General features: G+C 72.4%; 11 protein-coding genes. 8 read left to right on the top strand and 3 right to left on the bottom strand.

The window, feature by feature from the left end; translation table 11 throughout:
- Positions 1-395: 395 nt before the first annotated feature.
- Positions 396-2714 (bottom strand): rhamnogalacturonan lyase, encoded by a 2319-nt coding sequence (locus tag AB0K12_RS43875; protein WP_364574465.1) that lies wholly within the window; start codon positions 2712-2714, stop codon positions 396-398.
- 254 nt (positions 2715-2968) lie between these two features.
- Here AB0K12_RS43875 and AB0K12_RS43880 point away from each other — a divergent pair, with 254 nt between their 5' ends.
- Positions 2969-4096, top strand: coding sequence for a hypothetical protein (locus AB0K12_RS43880; protein WP_364574468.1), 1128 nt, complete (start codon positions 2969-2971; stop codon positions 4094-4096).
- Positions 4097-4267: 171 nt separating this feature from the next.
- Here AB0K12_RS43880 and AB0K12_RS43885 read toward each other — a convergent pair whose 3' ends face one another.
- On the bottom strand, positions 4268-5095 hold the full coding sequence (locus AB0K12_RS43885) for a DeoR/GlpR family DNA-binding transcription regulator (RefSeq protein ID WP_364574470.1): 828 nt from the start codon (positions 5093-5095) through the stop codon (positions 4268-4270).
- A 137-nt stretch (positions 5096-5232) separates the two neighbouring features.
- Between AB0K12_RS43885 and AB0K12_RS43890 the strand changes: the two genes are divergently transcribed.
- The 6 genes from AB0K12_RS43890 (at position 5233) to AB0K12_RS43915 (ending at position 13696) form a co-directional block, all read left to right on the top strand.
- A complete protein-coding gene (locus tag AB0K12_RS43890) occupies positions 5233-6669 on the top strand; it encodes an FGGY family carbohydrate kinase (protein WP_364574472.1) in 1437 nt (478 codons plus the stop codon).
- On the top strand, positions 6666-7550 hold the full coding sequence (locus tag AB0K12_RS43895) for a hypothetical protein (protein WP_364574474.1): 885 nt from the start codon (positions 6666-6668) through the stop codon (positions 7548-7550). Before AB0K12_RS43890 ends, AB0K12_RS43895 begins: the two co-directional genes overlap by 4 nt.
- A gap of 68 nt (positions 7551-7618) precedes the next feature.
- Positions 7619-8287 (top strand): aspartate/glutamate racemase family protein, encoded by a 669-nt coding sequence (locus AB0K12_RS43900; RefSeq protein ID WP_364574476.1) that lies wholly within the window; start codon positions 7619-7621, stop codon positions 8285-8287.
- Between the two features lie 167 nt (positions 8288-8454).
- Entirely contained in the window at positions 8455-10494 is a 2040-nt protein-coding gene (locus AB0K12_RS43905; protein WP_364574478.1) for a M14 family zinc carboxypeptidase, read from the top strand.
- Positions 10495-10571: 77 nt separating this feature from the next.
- The gene (locus tag AB0K12_RS43910; protein WP_364574481.1) at positions 10572-13130 is read left to right on the top strand and encodes a M14 family zinc carboxypeptidase; all 2559 of its coding nucleotides are present in this window, start codon (positions 10572-10574) and stop codon (positions 13128-13130) included.
- A gap of 65 nt (positions 13131-13195) precedes the next feature.
- Entirely contained in the window at positions 13196-13696 is a 501-nt protein-coding gene (locus tag AB0K12_RS43915) for a GNAT family N-acetyltransferase (RefSeq protein WP_364574483.1), read from the top strand.
- Between the two features lie 40 nt (positions 13697-13736).
- On the opposite strand, the gene fusA is transcribed toward AB0K12_RS43915, so the two are convergent.
- Positions 13737-15725: an elongation factor G gene (gene fusA / locus AB0K12_RS43920; RefSeq protein ID WP_364574485.1), complete on the bottom strand. Its 1989-nt coding sequence runs from the start codon at positions 15723-15725 to the stop codon at positions 13737-13739.
- A 472-nt stretch (positions 15726-16197) separates the two neighbouring features.
- Here fusA and AB0K12_RS43925 point away from each other — a divergent pair, with 472 nt between their 5' ends.
- Entirely contained in the window at positions 16198-16464 is a 267-nt protein-coding gene (locus AB0K12_RS43925; protein ID WP_364574487.1) for a WGxxGxxG family protein, read from the top strand.
- The last annotated feature ends 32 nt before the right edge of the window (positions 16465-16496 follow it).

Raw genomic sequence — 16496 nt, forward strand, 5'->3', positions numbered from 1 at the left:
CCCGTTGAGCGGCCTCGCTAAGCGGCCTCGTTGAGCGGCCTCGTTGAGCGGCCGGGTGAACCGGCCAGGTAAGGGCCTGGCGGTTCGCCGGAGAACCCCCGCAACCCCCGAAATCCCCCTCGAAGAGGGCGCTCCCGTAGTGGGAGCGCCCTCTTCGCCGTTCCTGGGCCCCGGGACGAGACCATCACCGCAGCGCCCGTGCTTGAGCGCAAGCCCCGATGTGCTGGCAGCAAGTTCCGCGACCACCAGGCAGGGCCGGTGCTTTGCTTGTATCGGAGCCCGGAGCCCGGAGCCCGGAGCTCGGAGCCCGGAGCCCGGAGCCCGGAGCCCGGAGCCCGGAGCCGGATGGCTCGGGTCCGGGCTCGGGCGGGTGGCTCGTGTTTGGGTGGGGGTGGTTATCGCTGGTTCGGTACGGGGACCTTTGACCAGTCGATGTCCGAGCCGAAGTAGAAGCTCGGGTAGGCGGGCTGGTTGTAGCCGGTCTGCTGCCTGGCCACGTCCACGCGGTACTGCGGGTCGTGCATGAGCGTGTACAGCTTCCTGTCGGTCACCTCGGTGCTCAGGTAGATGCGGATCGCGGTGCTGTCGGTCGTACGGACCAGCAGCTCCTCGCGCCAGTCGCCGAAGACGTCGGCCACCAGGCCCGGGTTGCCCTTCGTCCAGTTGTTGGTCAGCGTGCCCTCGGCGGTCAGCAGCGTGCCGCGCCGGTGGTCGTCGATGGTCGGTGTCTGCAGGACGTCGGTGGCGGTGCCGTTGATGAGCTGGGCGGTCATGTCGCCGGCCCAGCGGATGTTCATGTTGGTGCCGGGGGCGTTCCTGCCCAGGTAGTCGCCGCGCGCCGACCACAGGCCGGCCTCGATGGCCTGGTTCGGCGGCATCGAGGACCAGGTCTCGACGCCGCGGACGTCCGGGTCGATGTCGCCGACCATGCCGCGGCCGGTGTCCATGCCGCTGTAGCCGCCGTGGATCACCGCGCCGGTGGCGGCGTCGCGTAGCGCCCAGCCGTACGGGGCCCACGCGCCGCCCTCGTGCACGGTCCAGATCTCCAGGCCGGGCCGGTCGGGGTCGAAGTCGCCCACGTGCATGGCGTCGCCGTGGCCGAGCCGGACGTTCTGTCCCGGCACGTTGCTCTGCGGCGGGGCGACGTCGAAGGAGGAGTACAGCAGGTCGCCGTCGTCGTCGATGGTGGCGGAGCCGTACACGATCTCCTGCCTGCCGTCGCCGTCCACGTCGGCCACGCCCATCGAGTGGAAGCCCTGCGTGGTCAGGTCGGCATATTCCGGGTTGCTGCCGGGGACGCCGTGCGGCGAGGCGTTGAACGGGTTCGCCATCGGGGCGTGGCCGCTGTCGACGTACCAGCGCTCCTTGAGCCGCCTGCCGTCCCAGTCGTAGGCCACCAGCGTGCTGCGGGTGTAGTAGCCGCGCGCGAAGATCGCCGACGGGCGCTTGCCGTCGAGGTAGGCGACCGACGACAGGAAGCGGTCCACCCGGTTGCCCGGCTCGATCCTGCCCATCGCGTAGTCGCCCCACAGGAGGCCGTCGTCGCCGCGTCCCGGCTTGTAGTGGACGGTCTGCAGCTCGCGGCCGGTCGCGCCGTCGAACACCGACAGGTACTCGGGGCCGGTCAGGATGTAGCCCGCGAACTCGCGCAGCCGGTTGTTGCCGCTGCGGGCGGGGGCGTAGACGTCGATGAAGTACGTCGCCAGCGCGGCCGCGTCGGCCTGGGAGAGCGGGTAGCGGTACTTCGGCTCGATGCCCAGTGCCTCCTCGATCGTCTTCGGCCAGTGCCCGGCGACGACCTCGGGGTGCTTGTGCCACTTCGCGAACATCCCCGTGAGATGGTCGAAGTAGCCCGCGGCGCTCAGCCGGTAGTCGTCGGTGTCGGAGTACCCGGCGCGGCGGTCCTCGCGCGGCATCGTGACGTAGCGCTCGGAGACGACCTTGCCCTTGGCGTTGTAGCCAAGGATCTTCGTGCCGGGGGCGGTCTTGAGCATCATCTCCGAACGGCCGTCACCGTCGAAGTCGTACACCAGGAACTGCGTGTAGTGGGCGCCCGAGCGGATGTTCACGCCGAGGTCGAGGCGCCAGCGCAGGGTGCCGTCCAGCTCGTACGTGTCCACGTACGTGTTGCCGGTGTAGCCGCGCTGCGAGACGTCCTTGGAGTTGGAGGGGTCCCACTTGACCACGTACTCGTACTGGCCGTCCCCGTCCACGTCGCCCACGCTCAGGTCGTTGGCCGCGTACGTGTACGCCTCGCCCGCCGGGGTCACGCCGTCGGCCGGCTTGCTCAGCCGAAGATCATAAAACGTTTTAAGCCAGGGCGTGGCCGCAGGGCTCTTCCGTCCCTCGCGACCCTTGGCGATCGGCGCCACCCGATACCTGGAATGGGACGTGCCCGCGGGGTCGCGGTAGTTGGTGCTGTCGGTCACCGTGGCGATGGGGCGGCCGTCGCGGTAGACGCGGAAGTCGGTGCCCGTCATGCCCTTCGCGCCGTGCCCGGTGACCTCGTCGCCGAGCAGCCGCCAGCTCAGGAACACGCCCTCGCTGGTAGAGGCGGCCACCAGGCCCCGGTCGAGATGCTCCAGGCGCGGGCCCGGACGGTGCTTGCCGCCTGCCGCCGTGGCGGCTTCTGCGGGGACGGCGGTGAGGGGCAGGCACAGCAGGGCGGTTAAGCCTGCGGCCAAGGTGCGGCGGATGCTGCTGGGGGGTCTCATCGTGACGAGCTCCGCTCGTTGAATCGATTAAATTTTGGGCTGGAGATTATGTGGGGTTGTGAAGTTTGTCAAGGGTTCGTTTCGCCAGGTGGCGTCGGGCGTGGGGGAGTGCAGGTGGGGGCTGCGAACGACCTTGAAAGCGTTCAGCCGCTGAGCGCGGTGCCGGCGGCCTTCGCCGACAAGTCTGCGGTTGCGAACGTGATGACGATCTTCGTAGGGTGTGGCGACCCCCCGATGTGTTGATCGGAGTCACGATGCGCGAGCCTGAGCCGACGCCTGCCGACCAGTGGTCCACGTGGGAGATGGAGCCCACCATCCCCAACTCCTGGCCGGGGCTCGACCTGGACCGTCCGGAGGGATTCGAGATCTCTCGCGGCCCCGTGAGATCGGTGGGGGGCAAGCTCGTCGCGCTGGCCGCCGCGGCGGGCGACTTCAACGTCAGCGGCGCCGACGACATCGGCGTTTCGCAGATGCGCTGGGATCTGCCGCGCGAGCTGCACCGGATGATGGCCGAGGCCGACAGAGCGGTCGCGGGCTTCTGGAACGATGTGTACGCCGAGGCGGGCATGGCGGGGATGCTGATCGAGCGGGCCGCGGCCAACTACAAGCTCGCCGACCATCCTCTGCTCGGCGACGTGCCGATCGAGCAGCTGCAGGAGCGGGTCAATGGCCTGGGGAACGGCATGCTGAGGGGGCCGAGCGACATCTACCCCAACGGCATCGTGCCGCTGACACTGTCGACGGCGATCAACTACGGCGTCGACGACATGACCGCGGAGCAGGCGAAGCGGGACATCGAGATCCTGGTGATGAACGGCGGTCACCGCGACCCGCAGAGCTACGCGCAGATGGCCGAGTCCCTGGTCGATCTGGCCCACATGCTGCGGCTGCGGGCGCAGGACCTGCGTGACAGCCCATGGCGTGGCGAAGCCGCCGTCAAGGCGCAGTGGGCGCTGCGGCAGACCTATGGCAGCGTGACGGCGCTGGCCGCCGTCAATGGCGCGTTGACCAGGGCCAGCAGCCGCTTCCTGGAGGTCATCACATGGTGCGCCCAGAACTTCGAGGCGATGGCCGACCCCGACCGCAGCGGCTGGGACGAGTTCTGGGACTTCGGCGGCACGGCGGACAGCCGCGCCCGGGACTTCCTCGCCCAGGCGAACAAGGCGTTCATGGAGGTCTACGAGCTGATGCCCAAGCGGATCGAGGAGAACCTACCCGGGCTGCTCGTCAACGACCAGAACCACCTCGAACTCAAGTGGCGTGTCAAGGACATTCACGAGAGCAAGCTGAGGATGCCTCGCAGCAACTGGGATGACCCGTGGCTGCAGCTTCTGGAGCGCAGGGAAGACGCCTACGGGGAGGCCGAGGAGTACTACGGCTAGGGAGTAGTGCCTGATCCGGGGGGTGCGGGCCCACCGCGATGCCGAACCGATCTCGTCTTGGCGTTTCGCCGGCCTTTCCCGCGCTGTCTTCTCGCCGGTCACTCCGTGCGCCCACTGCCTGGGCGGCGGGACCGCCGCCCCTCCACCCGTTCCCACCCCTGCCTGGGGAGGTCACGGGGTGACGATCGTGGGGGTGGGGAGGGTGAGCGACTCGGGGACGGCGTCGGTGATGAGGTGGGTGACGGCTGACCAGGGGCAGACCCTGATCGGGGCGCTCAGCTCGAACTTGCGGGCGTCGCTCACCACGACGGTGTCGCGGGCGATGGAGATCAGGCGGCGTTTGGTCTCGGCCTCGTAGGGTGTTGCGCCGTACACGCCGGCCTCGTCGAGGGCGGTGGCGGCCAGGAAGAGCGTGCGCACACCGAGGTGTTCCAGCGCCGCGACGGTTTCCGGGCCGCCGAAGGAGCGGGTGTCGCGGCTGTACTGGCCGCCGATGCCGATGAGGGTGATGTCCGGCCGGGGGGCTAGGGCGGCGATGGCCGGCAGTGAGTGGGTGACGACCGTGAGGCCGGCGTCGGAGGGGAGCAGCTTGGCGATCTCCAGCGTGGTCGTGCCCGAGTCGAGCGCCACCGTGGTGCCGGGCTCGATGAGGCGTACGGCCGCGGCGGCGATGGCGTGTTTCGCGTCGGCGGCCTGCGACGAGCGGTCGGAGAACGGCAGGGCGCCGGCGTCCGCCGGGGTCGCTCCGCCGCGCACCGCTCTGATCAAGCCGTCCTGGGCGAGTTTCCGCAGGTCGCGGCGGATGGTGTTGGGGGAGACCGCGAGGTCGTCGACCAGGGTGGCGGCGGAGACGTAGCCGTCCTGGGAGACCCGGCGCAGGATGGCGGCCCGCCGGCCGGGCGCGGATCCGTAACGCAGGCTTCCGGCCTCCTGCGCAGCGCCGGGCTCCTGTCCGGCGTGCGGGTCGCTGAGGTTCTGCTCGGAGCGCAGCCTTCTCACCTCCTGCTCGTTCCGTGGATCGCTGGGACGTAGCGTAGATCGTTTCGGTGCTGCCCGTTGCTCGTACGCTGGACGTACGGCCATGATGCACCATAAGTTGGCACTTTTCCGCCAACTTATGGATTTATAGTGACAACATGACGCCGAACGGGCTGCTGGCCGGGATCGATGTGGGCACCACCCACGTCAAGGTGGGCTTCTTCGACGAGCGGGGCGGCGACGTGGCCACCGTCCGGCGCAGGACGCCCCCCGACCTGCCCGCCCTCATCACGGCCGTGACGGACGCACTCGGGGAATGCGTGGAGCGGGCCGGGCGGGGGCCGGAGGCGATCGGGATCGCGGGCATGGCCGAGACCGGGGTGCCGCTCGACGTACAGGGAGCGCCGCTCACCCCGCTCATCTGGTGGAACGACCCGCGCGGCGCCGCGGAGATCGCCGGGCTGAAGCCGGACGACGCCGCGCTCTACGCCGCCACCGGCCGCTGGGCCGACGCCAAGGCACCGCTCGCCAAATGGATGTGGCTGGGCCGCCACGATCCGGCGGTGCTCAAGGCGATGCGCTGGTGGGCCGGGGTTCCGGAGGCGGTGGCGTACGCGCTGACAGGCGTCCTGCGCTCGACCGCGACCCTGGCGGCGCGCACGCTCGCCTACGACGTACGGACCGGGCGCTACGACCCGGACCTGACCGCGCACGCCGGAATCGGCCCCGACCGCCTGCCGCCCGTGATCGGCGCGACAGAGCCGGTCGGCGGGCTGAACGTGGACGTGACCGGCGTACGGCGCGGGGTGCCGGTCGTGATCGCCGGGCACGACCACGCGGTAGGAGCGTGGGCGGCGGGCGTACGGCGGCCGGGTGACGTGGCCGACTCGCTCGGCACCGCCGAGGCCCTCATGGTGCCCGCGGAAACGGCGCCAGGCCCGCGCGCCGGGATCGCGCTGGGCGTCACGGCGGACCCGTCGCTGGATGGCGCGCGCACGGTGCTCGTCGGCGGGCTGCCCACCAGCGGGGCGATGCTCGACTGGGCGCTGCGCCTGGTCGGCGGCAAGGGGTACGGCGACCTGCCGGAGCTGCTCGGCGAGGTGCGGCTGCCGACCGGCATCGTGGTCGAGCCGTACCTGAGGGGGAGAGTGGCTCCGGCGCCTGACGGGGAGCGGCGGGCGGTGCTGGCGGGGCTGGACCCCGCCCACGGGCCCGGCGAGCTGCTGGCCGCCGTCGTCGAGGGCACCTGCCTGCACGCGCGGTGGATGCTCGACGAGCTGGCCGCCGTGGCCGGTGTCGTTCCCGAACGGCTGGCGGTCTTCGGCGGGCAGGTCAGGATTCCGGCGTGGATGCGGATCAAGGCCGCCGTCTCGCCGGTGCCGGTCGAGATCGTCCGGTCCGGCGACGCGGTCTGCGCCGGTGCCGCGCTCATCGCGGGCCGGGCCGGCGGCTCGCCGGCCGACGTTCCCGTGCTGCCCCTCGAACGTCACTCCGAGGATCCGGCCCTGCGCGCCGCCTACCTCCCCGGATACGACACCTTCCTGACGCGAACCGCGCATTCGACAAACCCATCACCCGAACGGGAGCACGCATGACCACCCCAGACCGGCCCACCCTCGACCTGCTCGCCCGTCCCTCCGGCGGGTTCGCCATGGTCGCCATGGACCAGCGGGAGAGCCTCAGGCAGATGTTCACGGCCGCGACGGGGGAGCGGGCCGGCGACGACACGCTGCGGGAGTTCAAGCTGACCGTGGCGCGGGAGGTCGGCCCGTACGCCTCGGGGTTCCTCATCGACCAGGACTACGGGTTCGAGCAGGTGGCCGCGGAGGGCGCGGTGTCCGGCGGGCTGATCGTGGCGGTGGACAGCCTCCAGCAGGACCCGGACGGCCCGGTCGAGGACACCGGCATCGACGACCGGATCGATCTCGAGGCGGCCCGCAAGGCGGGGGCGGTGGCGGCCAAGCTGCTGCTCATCTGGCGGGACGACGAGGAGCGGGGCCGGCGGCTGGAGACGGCGGCCGAGTTCGTCAGGAGGTGCGCCGCGGCCGGGCTGCTGTCCGTGCTGGAGGGTGTGGCGAAGCCGGCCGGGGACGCCGCCGGGTTCGACGGGCCCGCCGCGATCAGGGAGGCGGCCCGTGAGCTGGCCGGGCTGCGGCCCGACCTCTACAAGGCGCAGGTCCCGCTCGGCGGCGCCGCGCCCGAGGAGCGGCTGGTCGAGGAGTGCGCGGCGCTGGACGAGGTGATCCCCGTGCCGTGGGTGGTGCTGTCGCAGGGCGTCGAGCGGGACGACTTCCCCGCCGCCGTACGCGCCGCCTGCCGCGCGGGCGCGTCCGGCATGCTGGCCGGGCGGGCCGTCTGGAGCGACCTGGTCGGTACGGCGGACCTCGCGGCCGAACTGCGCGCCACGTCGGTGCCGAGGGTGCAGCGGCTGGCCGCGATCGTGGACGAGCACGCCCGCCCCTGGACCGCCCGATGACCGGCCAGGCGCGCCGGGAAGGCGCGCAGGGGCGCGGGGAAGCCGTTCGAGGCACGGAAGCCGGGCAGATGCGCCAGGAGGGTGCGCAGGAGACCGTCGCGATGTTGCACACCGTGCCCGCGCTCGCCGCCTCGCTCACCGAGCTGGCCAAGGAGGCGCGCCCCGATGCCAAGGTGCTGAACTTCGTGGACGAGAGCCTGCTGCAGGACACCATCGCGGCCGGCGACCCGCCGCCGCACGTGCTGCGCCGGCTGATCGCCTACGCCACCTACGCGAAGGAGTCGGGCGCGGGCGTGCTGCTGGTGACGTGCTCGTCCATCGGGGAGGCGGCCGAGCGGGCCCGCCCGTACGCGGAGCTGCCGGTGCTGCGCATCGACGAGCCGATGGCGGAGGAGGCGGTGCGTACGGGCGCCAGGATCGGCGTGCTGGCCACCCTGGCGTCCACGCTGGGCCCCACCACGCGGGCGGTCGAGCGGGCGGCGGCCAGGCAGGGACTGGTCCGGGAGGTGGTGCCGTACCTGTGCGAGGGCGCCTTCGAGGCGCTGCGCGGCGGCGACCCGGCCCGCCACGACACGCTGGTCCTCGACGGCTTCGGCAAGCTCGCGGCGCAGGTGGACGTGGTGGTGCTGGCGCAGGCGTCCATGGCGCGCATCGTCGGGGACGCCCCGGCGGGCGCGGTGCCGGTGCTGTCGTCGCCGCGCTCGGGGGTGGCCCAGCTCGCGCGCATGACGGCCTGAAGCCGCCGTCCGCACGGGGGCTACGCGCGTACGTGATCGCCTGGAGACGCCGTCCTCACTGAGGTGACTCGCGCAGGTGATCGCCGGAAGTCGCCGTTCTGGGTCTTGCTTGATGTGGTTTGTCGGCTTTCAATGAGCCCCATACGGCAAGATCCAGGAGGGTCCATATGCGTGGTTTACGGGCGTCCGTAGTCGCTCTGCTGATCGCCGCCACGGCGTTGCCGGGGGCGGCGCCATCCGTTCCCGCGGTCGCCGGACCGGCGGATCCCGAAGCGGCGTCGCTGGTCACGCTGTCCGTGCCGGACCGGACGGTCATGGAACGGCTGGTGGCGTCCGGCGCCGACCTCACGGAACGCGTACGTCCCCAGCCCGACGGCAGCGTCCAGGTCGACGCCGTCGTCACCCCGACCCAGCTGACCGAAATCCGCGCGCTCGGCGCCGCGCTCGCGTCCGAGGCGCCGGCCGGGACACGAGCGGACGCCCGCAAGAAGCCGCCCTCGGGCGACCAGATCGTGGTGGAGCGGGCGCTCTGGTACAAGTCCCGCGACGGCTATTTCCTGTCCGTCGAGGCGTCGAGCAGCGCCGCCCAGGCGGCCACGCTCACCGTCGAGTGGCGGGGCAAGCGCGGCACGACAGGGCGGGCCGAGATGGTCGCGTACATGGACGCGGGCGCGTACCTCGGGCACCAGTTCAGCACCCCGGTCCCGGCCGACGACCGGCCGCAGAAGATCACCGTCACCTCGACCGGCGGCGGCAGGGCCGACGCGCACGTACGGGAGTGGCCCGACGGCGAACGCCCCGACAAGCACGACCGCGGCTACCAGAAGGACTTCATCACCCAGTACATGCCGCCGGCCCAGCTCAACGAGCGCATCAAGACGCTGCACCGGCAGTTCCCCAAGCTCACCGACCTGATCACGCTGCCGTACCGGACGAACGGCTACCGCCGCCACGCCCAGGCCGTCATCGGCACCCCGCCGGGCGCCGCCGTCGTGATCACCTCGAACGCCTACGGCTCAGAGGGCGGCAACGACCTGTCCGTCGAGCTCGCCGACCCCGGCACGCCGGGCAGCGCGCTGAGCGTCAAGCTCGACGGCAAGCTCGTCACGGTCAGCCTGGGCACCGACGAGGCGGGCGCGCCCGCCAGCACCGCCGCCGACGTGGTCGCCGCGATCAACGCGACGCCCGGGCTGCCGCTCAAGGCGGCGCTCTACCGTACGGACCCGGGGGCCGGCGTCATGGCGCCCGCGCAGCCGGTCCAGCTCGACGACTTCCTGAACGCCCCCGCCGACGTCTCCAGGAAGCCGGCCGAGGTGCTGGCCCTGCGCATCGGCACCCGCCGCGACGGCTCGCGCACCGGCGTGCTCGCCTACGCCCAGGAGCACGCGCGCGAATGGGTGACGCCGCTGGTCACGATCGAGGCCGCGGAACGGCTGCTGCGCAACTACGGGCGCGACAAGGCCACCAGGCGGCTGCTGGAGCGTACGGACATCTTCATCGTCCCCACCGTCAACCCCGACGGCGCGAACTACAGCTTCTACGACTTCAACTCCCAGCGGAAGAACATGACCAACCACTGCCCGCCGCAGCAGTCCGACCCGGCGCTGCGCAACCAGTGGGGCGTGGACGTCAACCGCAACTACGCCGTCGGCTCGCACGACGACGGCTACTTCGGCGCCTCCGCCAACTGCCAGAGCGGCACGTACGCGGGCCCGGCCGAGCATTCCGAGCCCGAGAGCCGCAACGTCATCTGGCTGGCGCAGCGCTTCCGCAACATCAAGTTCGCCATGAACGTGCACAGCTACGGCGGCTACTTCATGTGGCCGCCCGGCGCGTACAAGGCGGAGGGCCGCGTCACCCTGCCCAGGCCGACGAAGAAGGAGGAGGCGTTCTTCGAGCGCTCGTCCGAGACGATCCTGGAGGCCATCGCCGCCGAGCGGGGCACCGTCATCTGGCCGCAGCAGACCGGGCCCGTGACGGACGTGCTGTACTCGGCGGCCGGCAACTCGGCCGACGAGCTCTGGTACGACCACGGCATCTACGGCTGGGACTTCGAGGTCGGCGCCGACCTGTGGAACGCCGATACCCGCACGTGGCAGGGCGTGGGCTTCCAGCCGCCGTTCGACGAGGGCCACAAGGAGGCGATGGAGTTCGCCGCCGGCCTGATCTCCCTGGTCGGCATCGCCGCCGACTACCGCGAACACTGACGAACCCCGGCGGCCGGGTCCCCGCCCGGCCGCCTTCGCGCCGACGTCCCGCAAGCCGGAACCCCGGAGGCTCTTCCGTGCGCTTACCTCAAGCCCTGCTCGGCGCCGCCGTCGCGGCCGCCCTGCTCACCGTCCCCCAGAACGTGTCCATGGCCGAGCCCGCGCAGCCGCCACCGCCGGCCGTCCGCGACTTCGGCAACGGTCCCGAGCGCAACGAGGTCGCGGCCGGCCTCCCCGAACAGGCCGCCGCCGCCCGCGCCGCCACGCAGGGCGAGGAGCGCTCGTACGGCATCCCGCACGACCGCGGCTACCCGAGGCGCGCGAAGCTGCCGCTGCCGCAGGAGAACCCGGCCGACGCCGCGATCAAGCTGGGGCTGGTGCCGTACCACGGCATCGCGCCCAAGCTCAACGAGCTGCAGGGGCGCAGCGACCGGGTGAGCGCGGAGATCATCGGCCGCTCGGCCGGCGGCCACGACCTCTACCTCGTCACCGTCACCGCGCCGGAGAGCGCGGCGCAGGCGCGCGAGCAGGCCCGCCTGCGCGAGCGCATCGAGAACGACCCGGCCGCCGCCGCCAGGGACCGCGGCCTGGCCAGGAAGTACAAGGCGCCGCTGTACGTCAACGCCAACATCCACGGCAACGAGTGGGAGGGCACCGACGCGGCGCTGCGTACCATCGAGGAGCTGGCCACCAGCAGGGACCCGGCGATCACCGCGCTGCTCAAGCGCACCCGCCTCTACTTCAACGTCACCGCCAACCCCGACGGCCGCATCGCGAACTCGCGGCAGAACGCGGCCGGCTTCGACCTCAACCGCGACTTCGTCACCGCCTCCCAGCCCGAGGTCAGGGCGATGCGGCAGGTGATGATGGACGCCCAGCCGGTCGCCATGATCGACCTGCACGGCTACGTCAACGGCACGCTCATCGAGCCGACCACGCCCCCGCACGGCGCGAACTACGAGTACGACCTGTTCATCACCAACACCTACGCCAACGGCCTCGGCATGGAGGCCGCGGTCAACGGGCTCGGCTACACGCCGGAGAAGGACGGCGTGCAGCCGGCGCAGATCCCGTTCCGCGACTCGGCGGAGGGCTGGGACGACTGGCCGCCGATCTTCACCCCGCAGTACGCGCCCTTCCACGGGGCCGTCGCCGCGCACACGGTGGAGATCCCGCTGCGGGTCAACAACGCCGACTACGCCAACCTGCCGGTCGAGGAGCTGCGGCGGCGCTCGGCGATCAACACCGACGTGGCAGCGGCGGCCATCCGCGCCACCTACCGCTTCGTCCAGGACCGCCACGACCGGCTGATCGCCGACCAGATCGAGGTGTTCAGGCGGGGCGCGGCGGGCGAGCAGGCCAGGACGGTGCCGCTCGGCATCGTCCCGGGCTTCGGCCCCGAGGACGTCTACACGACGACCTTCCCCCGCGCCTACGCCATCCCGGCCGGCACTCCTGCCGCCGCCCGGCTGGTGGACCACCTGATCGCCAACGACGTCCGGGTGGAGCGGGCGAAGACGGCGTTCCGCCAGGGCGGGAAGACGTACCCGGCGGGCACGTACGTCGTGGACATGCGCCAGCCCAAGCGCGGCCTGGCGAACGTCATGCTGGAGCCGGGCGCGGACATCTCCCCCCGCGTCGATGCCATGTACGACATCTCGGGCTGGAGCCACGCCCTGCTCTGGGGCGCCCAGGTGGAGCCGCTGACCTCGCTGCGCGCGCACACCACGCCGGTCAAGGTCGCCGCGCCCACCGGCTCGGTGCCGCGCACGTCAGGGCCGCTCGCCCTGAAGGTGGCCGACGCCCAGGACGCGCGGGCGCTCAACGACCTGCTCGCCCAGGGCGTGGCCGTGCGCTGGGACGGCGGCGCGGCGGTCGTCCCGTCCTCGGCCCGGCAGGCGGCCAGGGCCGTCGCCGACCGCTACGGCGTCGCCTTCACCCCGGTCCGCACGCCGGGCGGGGTCCCGCTCGCCCAGGTGCGGGTGGCCGCCGCGGCGTCCGCCGACGAGCTGTTCACGCTGCGCGAGCTGGGCTTCGACGTCACGCCCGTCTCGACCGCCGTGCTCAACCAGGGCTTCGACTGGGGCGGCACCGACGTCCTGTACGTCTCCAGCGGGCTCAGCCACGCCGCGCTCACGCCGCAGGCGCGGGCGGACCTGGAGGCGTTCCTCGGCTCGGGCGGCGTCATCACCCGTGGCCGTACGGGCGCCGCGTTCAACGCCGCGGCCGGGCTGCTCACCGCCACCACGGTGGAGGGCCGCTCGGACGCCAACGGCGTGGTCCGCACGGTCCCGAACGGCGGCCAGGTCGGCGGCGCCGCGACGGGTCACTCGTTCGTGTACTCGCCGCTCTGGTTCACCGGGCTCGGGCCCGAGGTGGCGGTCGAGCAGTCGTACGCGGCCGACGGCCCGCTCGTCTCGGGTCACTGGCGGGCCACCGCGGCAGGCGCCGGCGGACCTGAGTCGGCCAGGGGACAGGCGGCGGTGATCAGCGGCAGGGACGAGCGCGGCGCGGCGGTCGTCATGTTCGGCACCGAGCCGATGTTCCGCAACCACCCGAAGGGCCTGTTCCCGCAGGTGGCGAGGGCGTTGTACTGGGCGTCCTCGGTCGCCGGGGCCGCGGTCACCACCCCGTGATCTGGTAATCTTCACCCACTCCATCCCTTCCGGCCGGATCTGATTCCGGCCGGAAACTGCGTTTCATGACCTTCGACGATTTCGCGGTACGCCCCGCCACCGCCGCCGACCGGCCCGTCGTGGAACGCCTGTGGCTGATGTTCCGCCACGACATGTCCGAGTTCCAGGGCGGCCTGCCCCGCCCCGACGCCACCTTCCGCAGCGACCGCCTCGAGTCCGCCTTCGGTGACCCCGGCTGGACGGCCTATCTGCTGAGCTGTGGCGACCGGCCCGCCGGTTTCGCGTTCGTGCGCGGGCTCGACGGGCCGGTCCGGGTGCTCAACAGCTTCTTCGTGGTACGCGCCGCCCGCCGCTCCGGCCTCGGCCTGCGGGCCGTCAGGGACGTCGTCGCCCGGCACCCGGGACGGTGGGAGATCGCGTTCCAGGAGGCCAACGCCGGCGCGGTGGCGTTCTGGCGGCGCGTCGCCGCCGACCTTGCCGGTGACGCCTGGACCGAGGAGCGCCGCCCCGTGCCCGGCAGGCCCGAGGCACCGCCGGACACCTGGATCGCTTTCACGGCCGCCTGAGCGGGTCCCCGCCCCCGGCGAGCGGGGGCGGGGACGCGGTTCAGCCCGCAGGGGCGTAGCCGGCCGGGCGGGTGGTGAACGTGCCCCGGCCCTGCGTACGGCTGCGCAGCCGGGTCGCGTACCCGAACACCTCGGCCAGCGGCACCACCGCGGTGATGACCACGGCGCCGCCGCGCGCCTGCGAGCCCGACACGCGCCCGCGCCGCGCCGACAGGTCGCCCAGCACCGCGCCCGCCATGGCGTCCGGCACCGTCACCGTCACCTCGGCCACCGGCTCAAGCAGCACCATCGTGCAGGCCCGCAGCGCCTCGCGGAGCGCGAGCCGGCCCGCCGTGCGGAACGCCATCTCCGAGGAGTCCTTCACGTGCGTGGCCCCGTCGGTCAGCGTCACCCGCAGCCCGGTCACCGGGTGCCCGCCGAGCGGTCCCGCGGCCAGCGCGTCGCGGCAGCCGGCCTCGACCGCGCGCACGTACTCGCGCGGCACCCGCCCGCCGGTGACCGTGGACGCGAACGCGAAGCCCTCCTCCAGCGGCTCCACGTCCAGCACGACGTGCGCGAACTGCCCGGCGCCCCCGTCCTGCTTGACGTGCCGGTAGACCAGCCCCGGCACCCCGCGCGTGACGGCCTCGCGGCAGGCGACCTGCGGCCGGCCGACGGTGACCTCCAGGCGGTGGTCGCGGCGCAGCTTCTCCGCGGCCACCTCCAGGTGCAGCTCGCCCATGCCGGACAGCACGGTCTGCCCGGTCTCGGCGTCCGTGCGCACCGACAGCGACGGGTCCTCCTCGGCCAGCCGGGCGAGGGCCGCCGCCAGCCGGTCGCCGTCGACGCTCCTGCGCGGCTCCACGGCCACCGACACCACCGGCTCCGTCGCGTTCGGCGGCTCCAGCAGCAGCGGCGACTCCCGCGCGCACAGCGTCGTGCCGGTGCGGGCCGCCTTCGGCCCGACGACCGCGACGATGTCACCGGCCACCGCGGCGTCCGCCTCGGCGTGCCGGTCGGCCTGCACCCGCAGGATGCGGGCGATCCGCTCGGTCCCGCCGGTGCCCGCGTCGAGCACCGTGTCGCCCTTGCGCAGCGTGCCGGAGTAGACCCGCAGGTACGTCAGCCGCCCCGACGCGGTCGAGGTCACCTTGAACACCAGCGCAGCCAGCGGAGCCGCCGGGTCGGCCGGCCGTTCCTCGCCGTCCTGGCCGTGCACGGCGGGCACGTCCAGCGGCGACGGCAGATACCGGACGACCGCGTCGAGCAGCGGCTCGACGCCCCGGTTGCGGTAAGCGGAGCCGCACAGCACGACCACGCCCGCACCCGTACGGGTCAGGTCGCGCAGCGCGCCGGCCAGCGTCGCCTCGGACAGCGACGGCTCGGCACAGAACTCCTCCAGCGCCCCGGCGTGCAGCTCGGCCACCGCCTCCTCCAGCAGCCTGCGCCGCCGCCGCGCCTCGGCCAGCAACTCGTCCGGCACCGGCCCCGCCTCGCAGGCGTCGCCCGACCAGACCAGCGCCCGCATGGCGACCAGGTCGACCACGCCGGTGAAGCCGTCCTCGCGCCCGATCGGCAGCTGCACGACCAGCGGCGCGGGATGCAGCCGCGCCCGGATCGAGGCTACGGCGGCGTCCAGGTCGGCGCCGGGCCGGTCCAGCTTGTTGACGAACGCGACGCGCGGCACGCCGTACCGGTCGGCCCGCCGCCACACCGACTCGCTCTGCGGCTCGACCCCGGCCACGCCGTCGAACACGGCGATCGCGCCGTCCAGCACCCGCAGCGAGCGCTCGACCTCGTCGGAGAAGTCCACGTGGCCCGGCGTGTCGATGAGGTTGATCCGGTGGCCGTCCCACACGCAGCTCACCGCGGCGGCGAAGATCGTGATGCCGCGGTCGCGCTCCTGCGGGTCGAAGTCGGTGACGGTGGTGCCGTCGTGCACCTCGCCGCGCTTGTAGGTGGCGCCGGTGACGTACAGCATGCGCTCGGTGACGGTGGTCTTGCCGGCGTCGACGTGCGCGAGGATGCCGAGGTTGCGGACGGTGGTCAAAGGAGAGGAAAGGTGAGCACGCACGGCTCTACAGCCTTTCGGGGATGTTTCCGAACAGGACTGCGCGATTGAGCCCGGCGAACGGGGTCGTCGTCAGGGCAGCGGCCGGCGCCGGCCGCGCAGCGGGCGCCGGGGCGACGAAGACACCAGGATCACCTCGTGACGCGACGGGGGGACGACGGCAGCGGTGCTGTGGCGCACGGCCGGCTCCCTTCCTTCGTCGCGTGGTGATGTCGTGGCGAGTGTAGTGATCTAGGGATTCCGGGGGCAACGGATTTCCGTGCGTGGCAGGGGATGCGGGGCCGTCGCCGCCGGTCAGGCGGGATGAGAAGGCGTTTGATGGTGTGGCGTCGATGGTAGAGGCACAGGTAGCAGGGGATTAGGAGATCGCCCCGCTATCGGGAGCCTTCAATCGAGAAGGCGTGATAGGCGGTCTCCGCGGTTGTTGAGACCGCCGGATCGGGGGAACCCAATGCGCAAGACCCTCACCGGGCTGGGCCTGGCGTTCTTTCTCACGCTGGCACCGGCCACCGCAGCCACGGCTGAGGCACCGGCCGCGCCGGTGGCACAGAGTCAGGTGACACCCGCACCGCAGCAGAACAGGGACGACGGAGGCGGCAACGCCGGCCTTTGGGGCCTGCTCGGCCTCCTGGGCCTGCTGGGCTTCGCCGGCATGCGCAAGCAGCGCAATCACGTCGGCACCGCGGAGCACGTCACACACCGCGGCAACAGGCCGTAGACAGGCCATGCCCCGGCCGCCGGCCGGGGTGA

Source organism: Nonomuraea sp. NPDC049419 (assembly GCF_040676995.1).
GTDB classification, from domain to species: domain Bacteria; phylum Actinomycetota; class Actinomycetes; order Streptosporangiales; family Streptosporangiaceae; genus Nonomuraea; species Nonomuraea salmonea.

Excerpts from the sequence above, each read along its gene's own strand:
- AB0K12_RS43890 (WP_364574472.1), top strand. The coding sequence starts at position 5,233 with ATGACGCCGAACGGGCTGCTGGCCGGGATCGATGTGGGCACCACCCAC.
- AB0K12_RS43925 (WP_364574487.1), top strand. The coding sequence starts at position 16,198 with ATGCGCAAGACCCTCACCGGGCTGGGCCTGGCGTTCTTTCTCACGCTG.
- AB0K12_RS43900 (WP_364574476.1), top strand. The coding sequence starts at position 7,619 with ATGCGCCAGGAGGGTGCGCAGGAGACCGTCGCGATGTTGCACACCGTG.
- AB0K12_RS43905 (WP_364574478.1), top strand. The coding sequence starts at position 8,455 with ATGCGTGGTTTACGGGCGTCCGTAGTCGCTCTGCTGATCGCCGCCACG.
- AB0K12_RS43915 (WP_364574483.1), top strand. The coding sequence starts at position 13,196 with ATGACCTTCGACGATTTCGCGGTACGCCCCGCCACCGCCGCCGACCGG.
- AB0K12_RS43875 (WP_364574465.1), bottom strand. The coding sequence starts at position 2,714 with ATGAGACCCCCCAGCAGCATCCGCCGCACCTTGGCCGCAGGCTTAACC.
- AB0K12_RS43880 (WP_364574468.1), top strand. The coding sequence starts at position 2,969 with ATGCGCGAGCCTGAGCCGACGCCTGCCGACCAGTGGTCCACGTGGGAG.
- AB0K12_RS43895 (WP_364574474.1), top strand. The coding sequence starts at position 6,666 with ATGACCACCCCAGACCGGCCCACCCTCGACCTGCTCGCCCGTCCCTCC.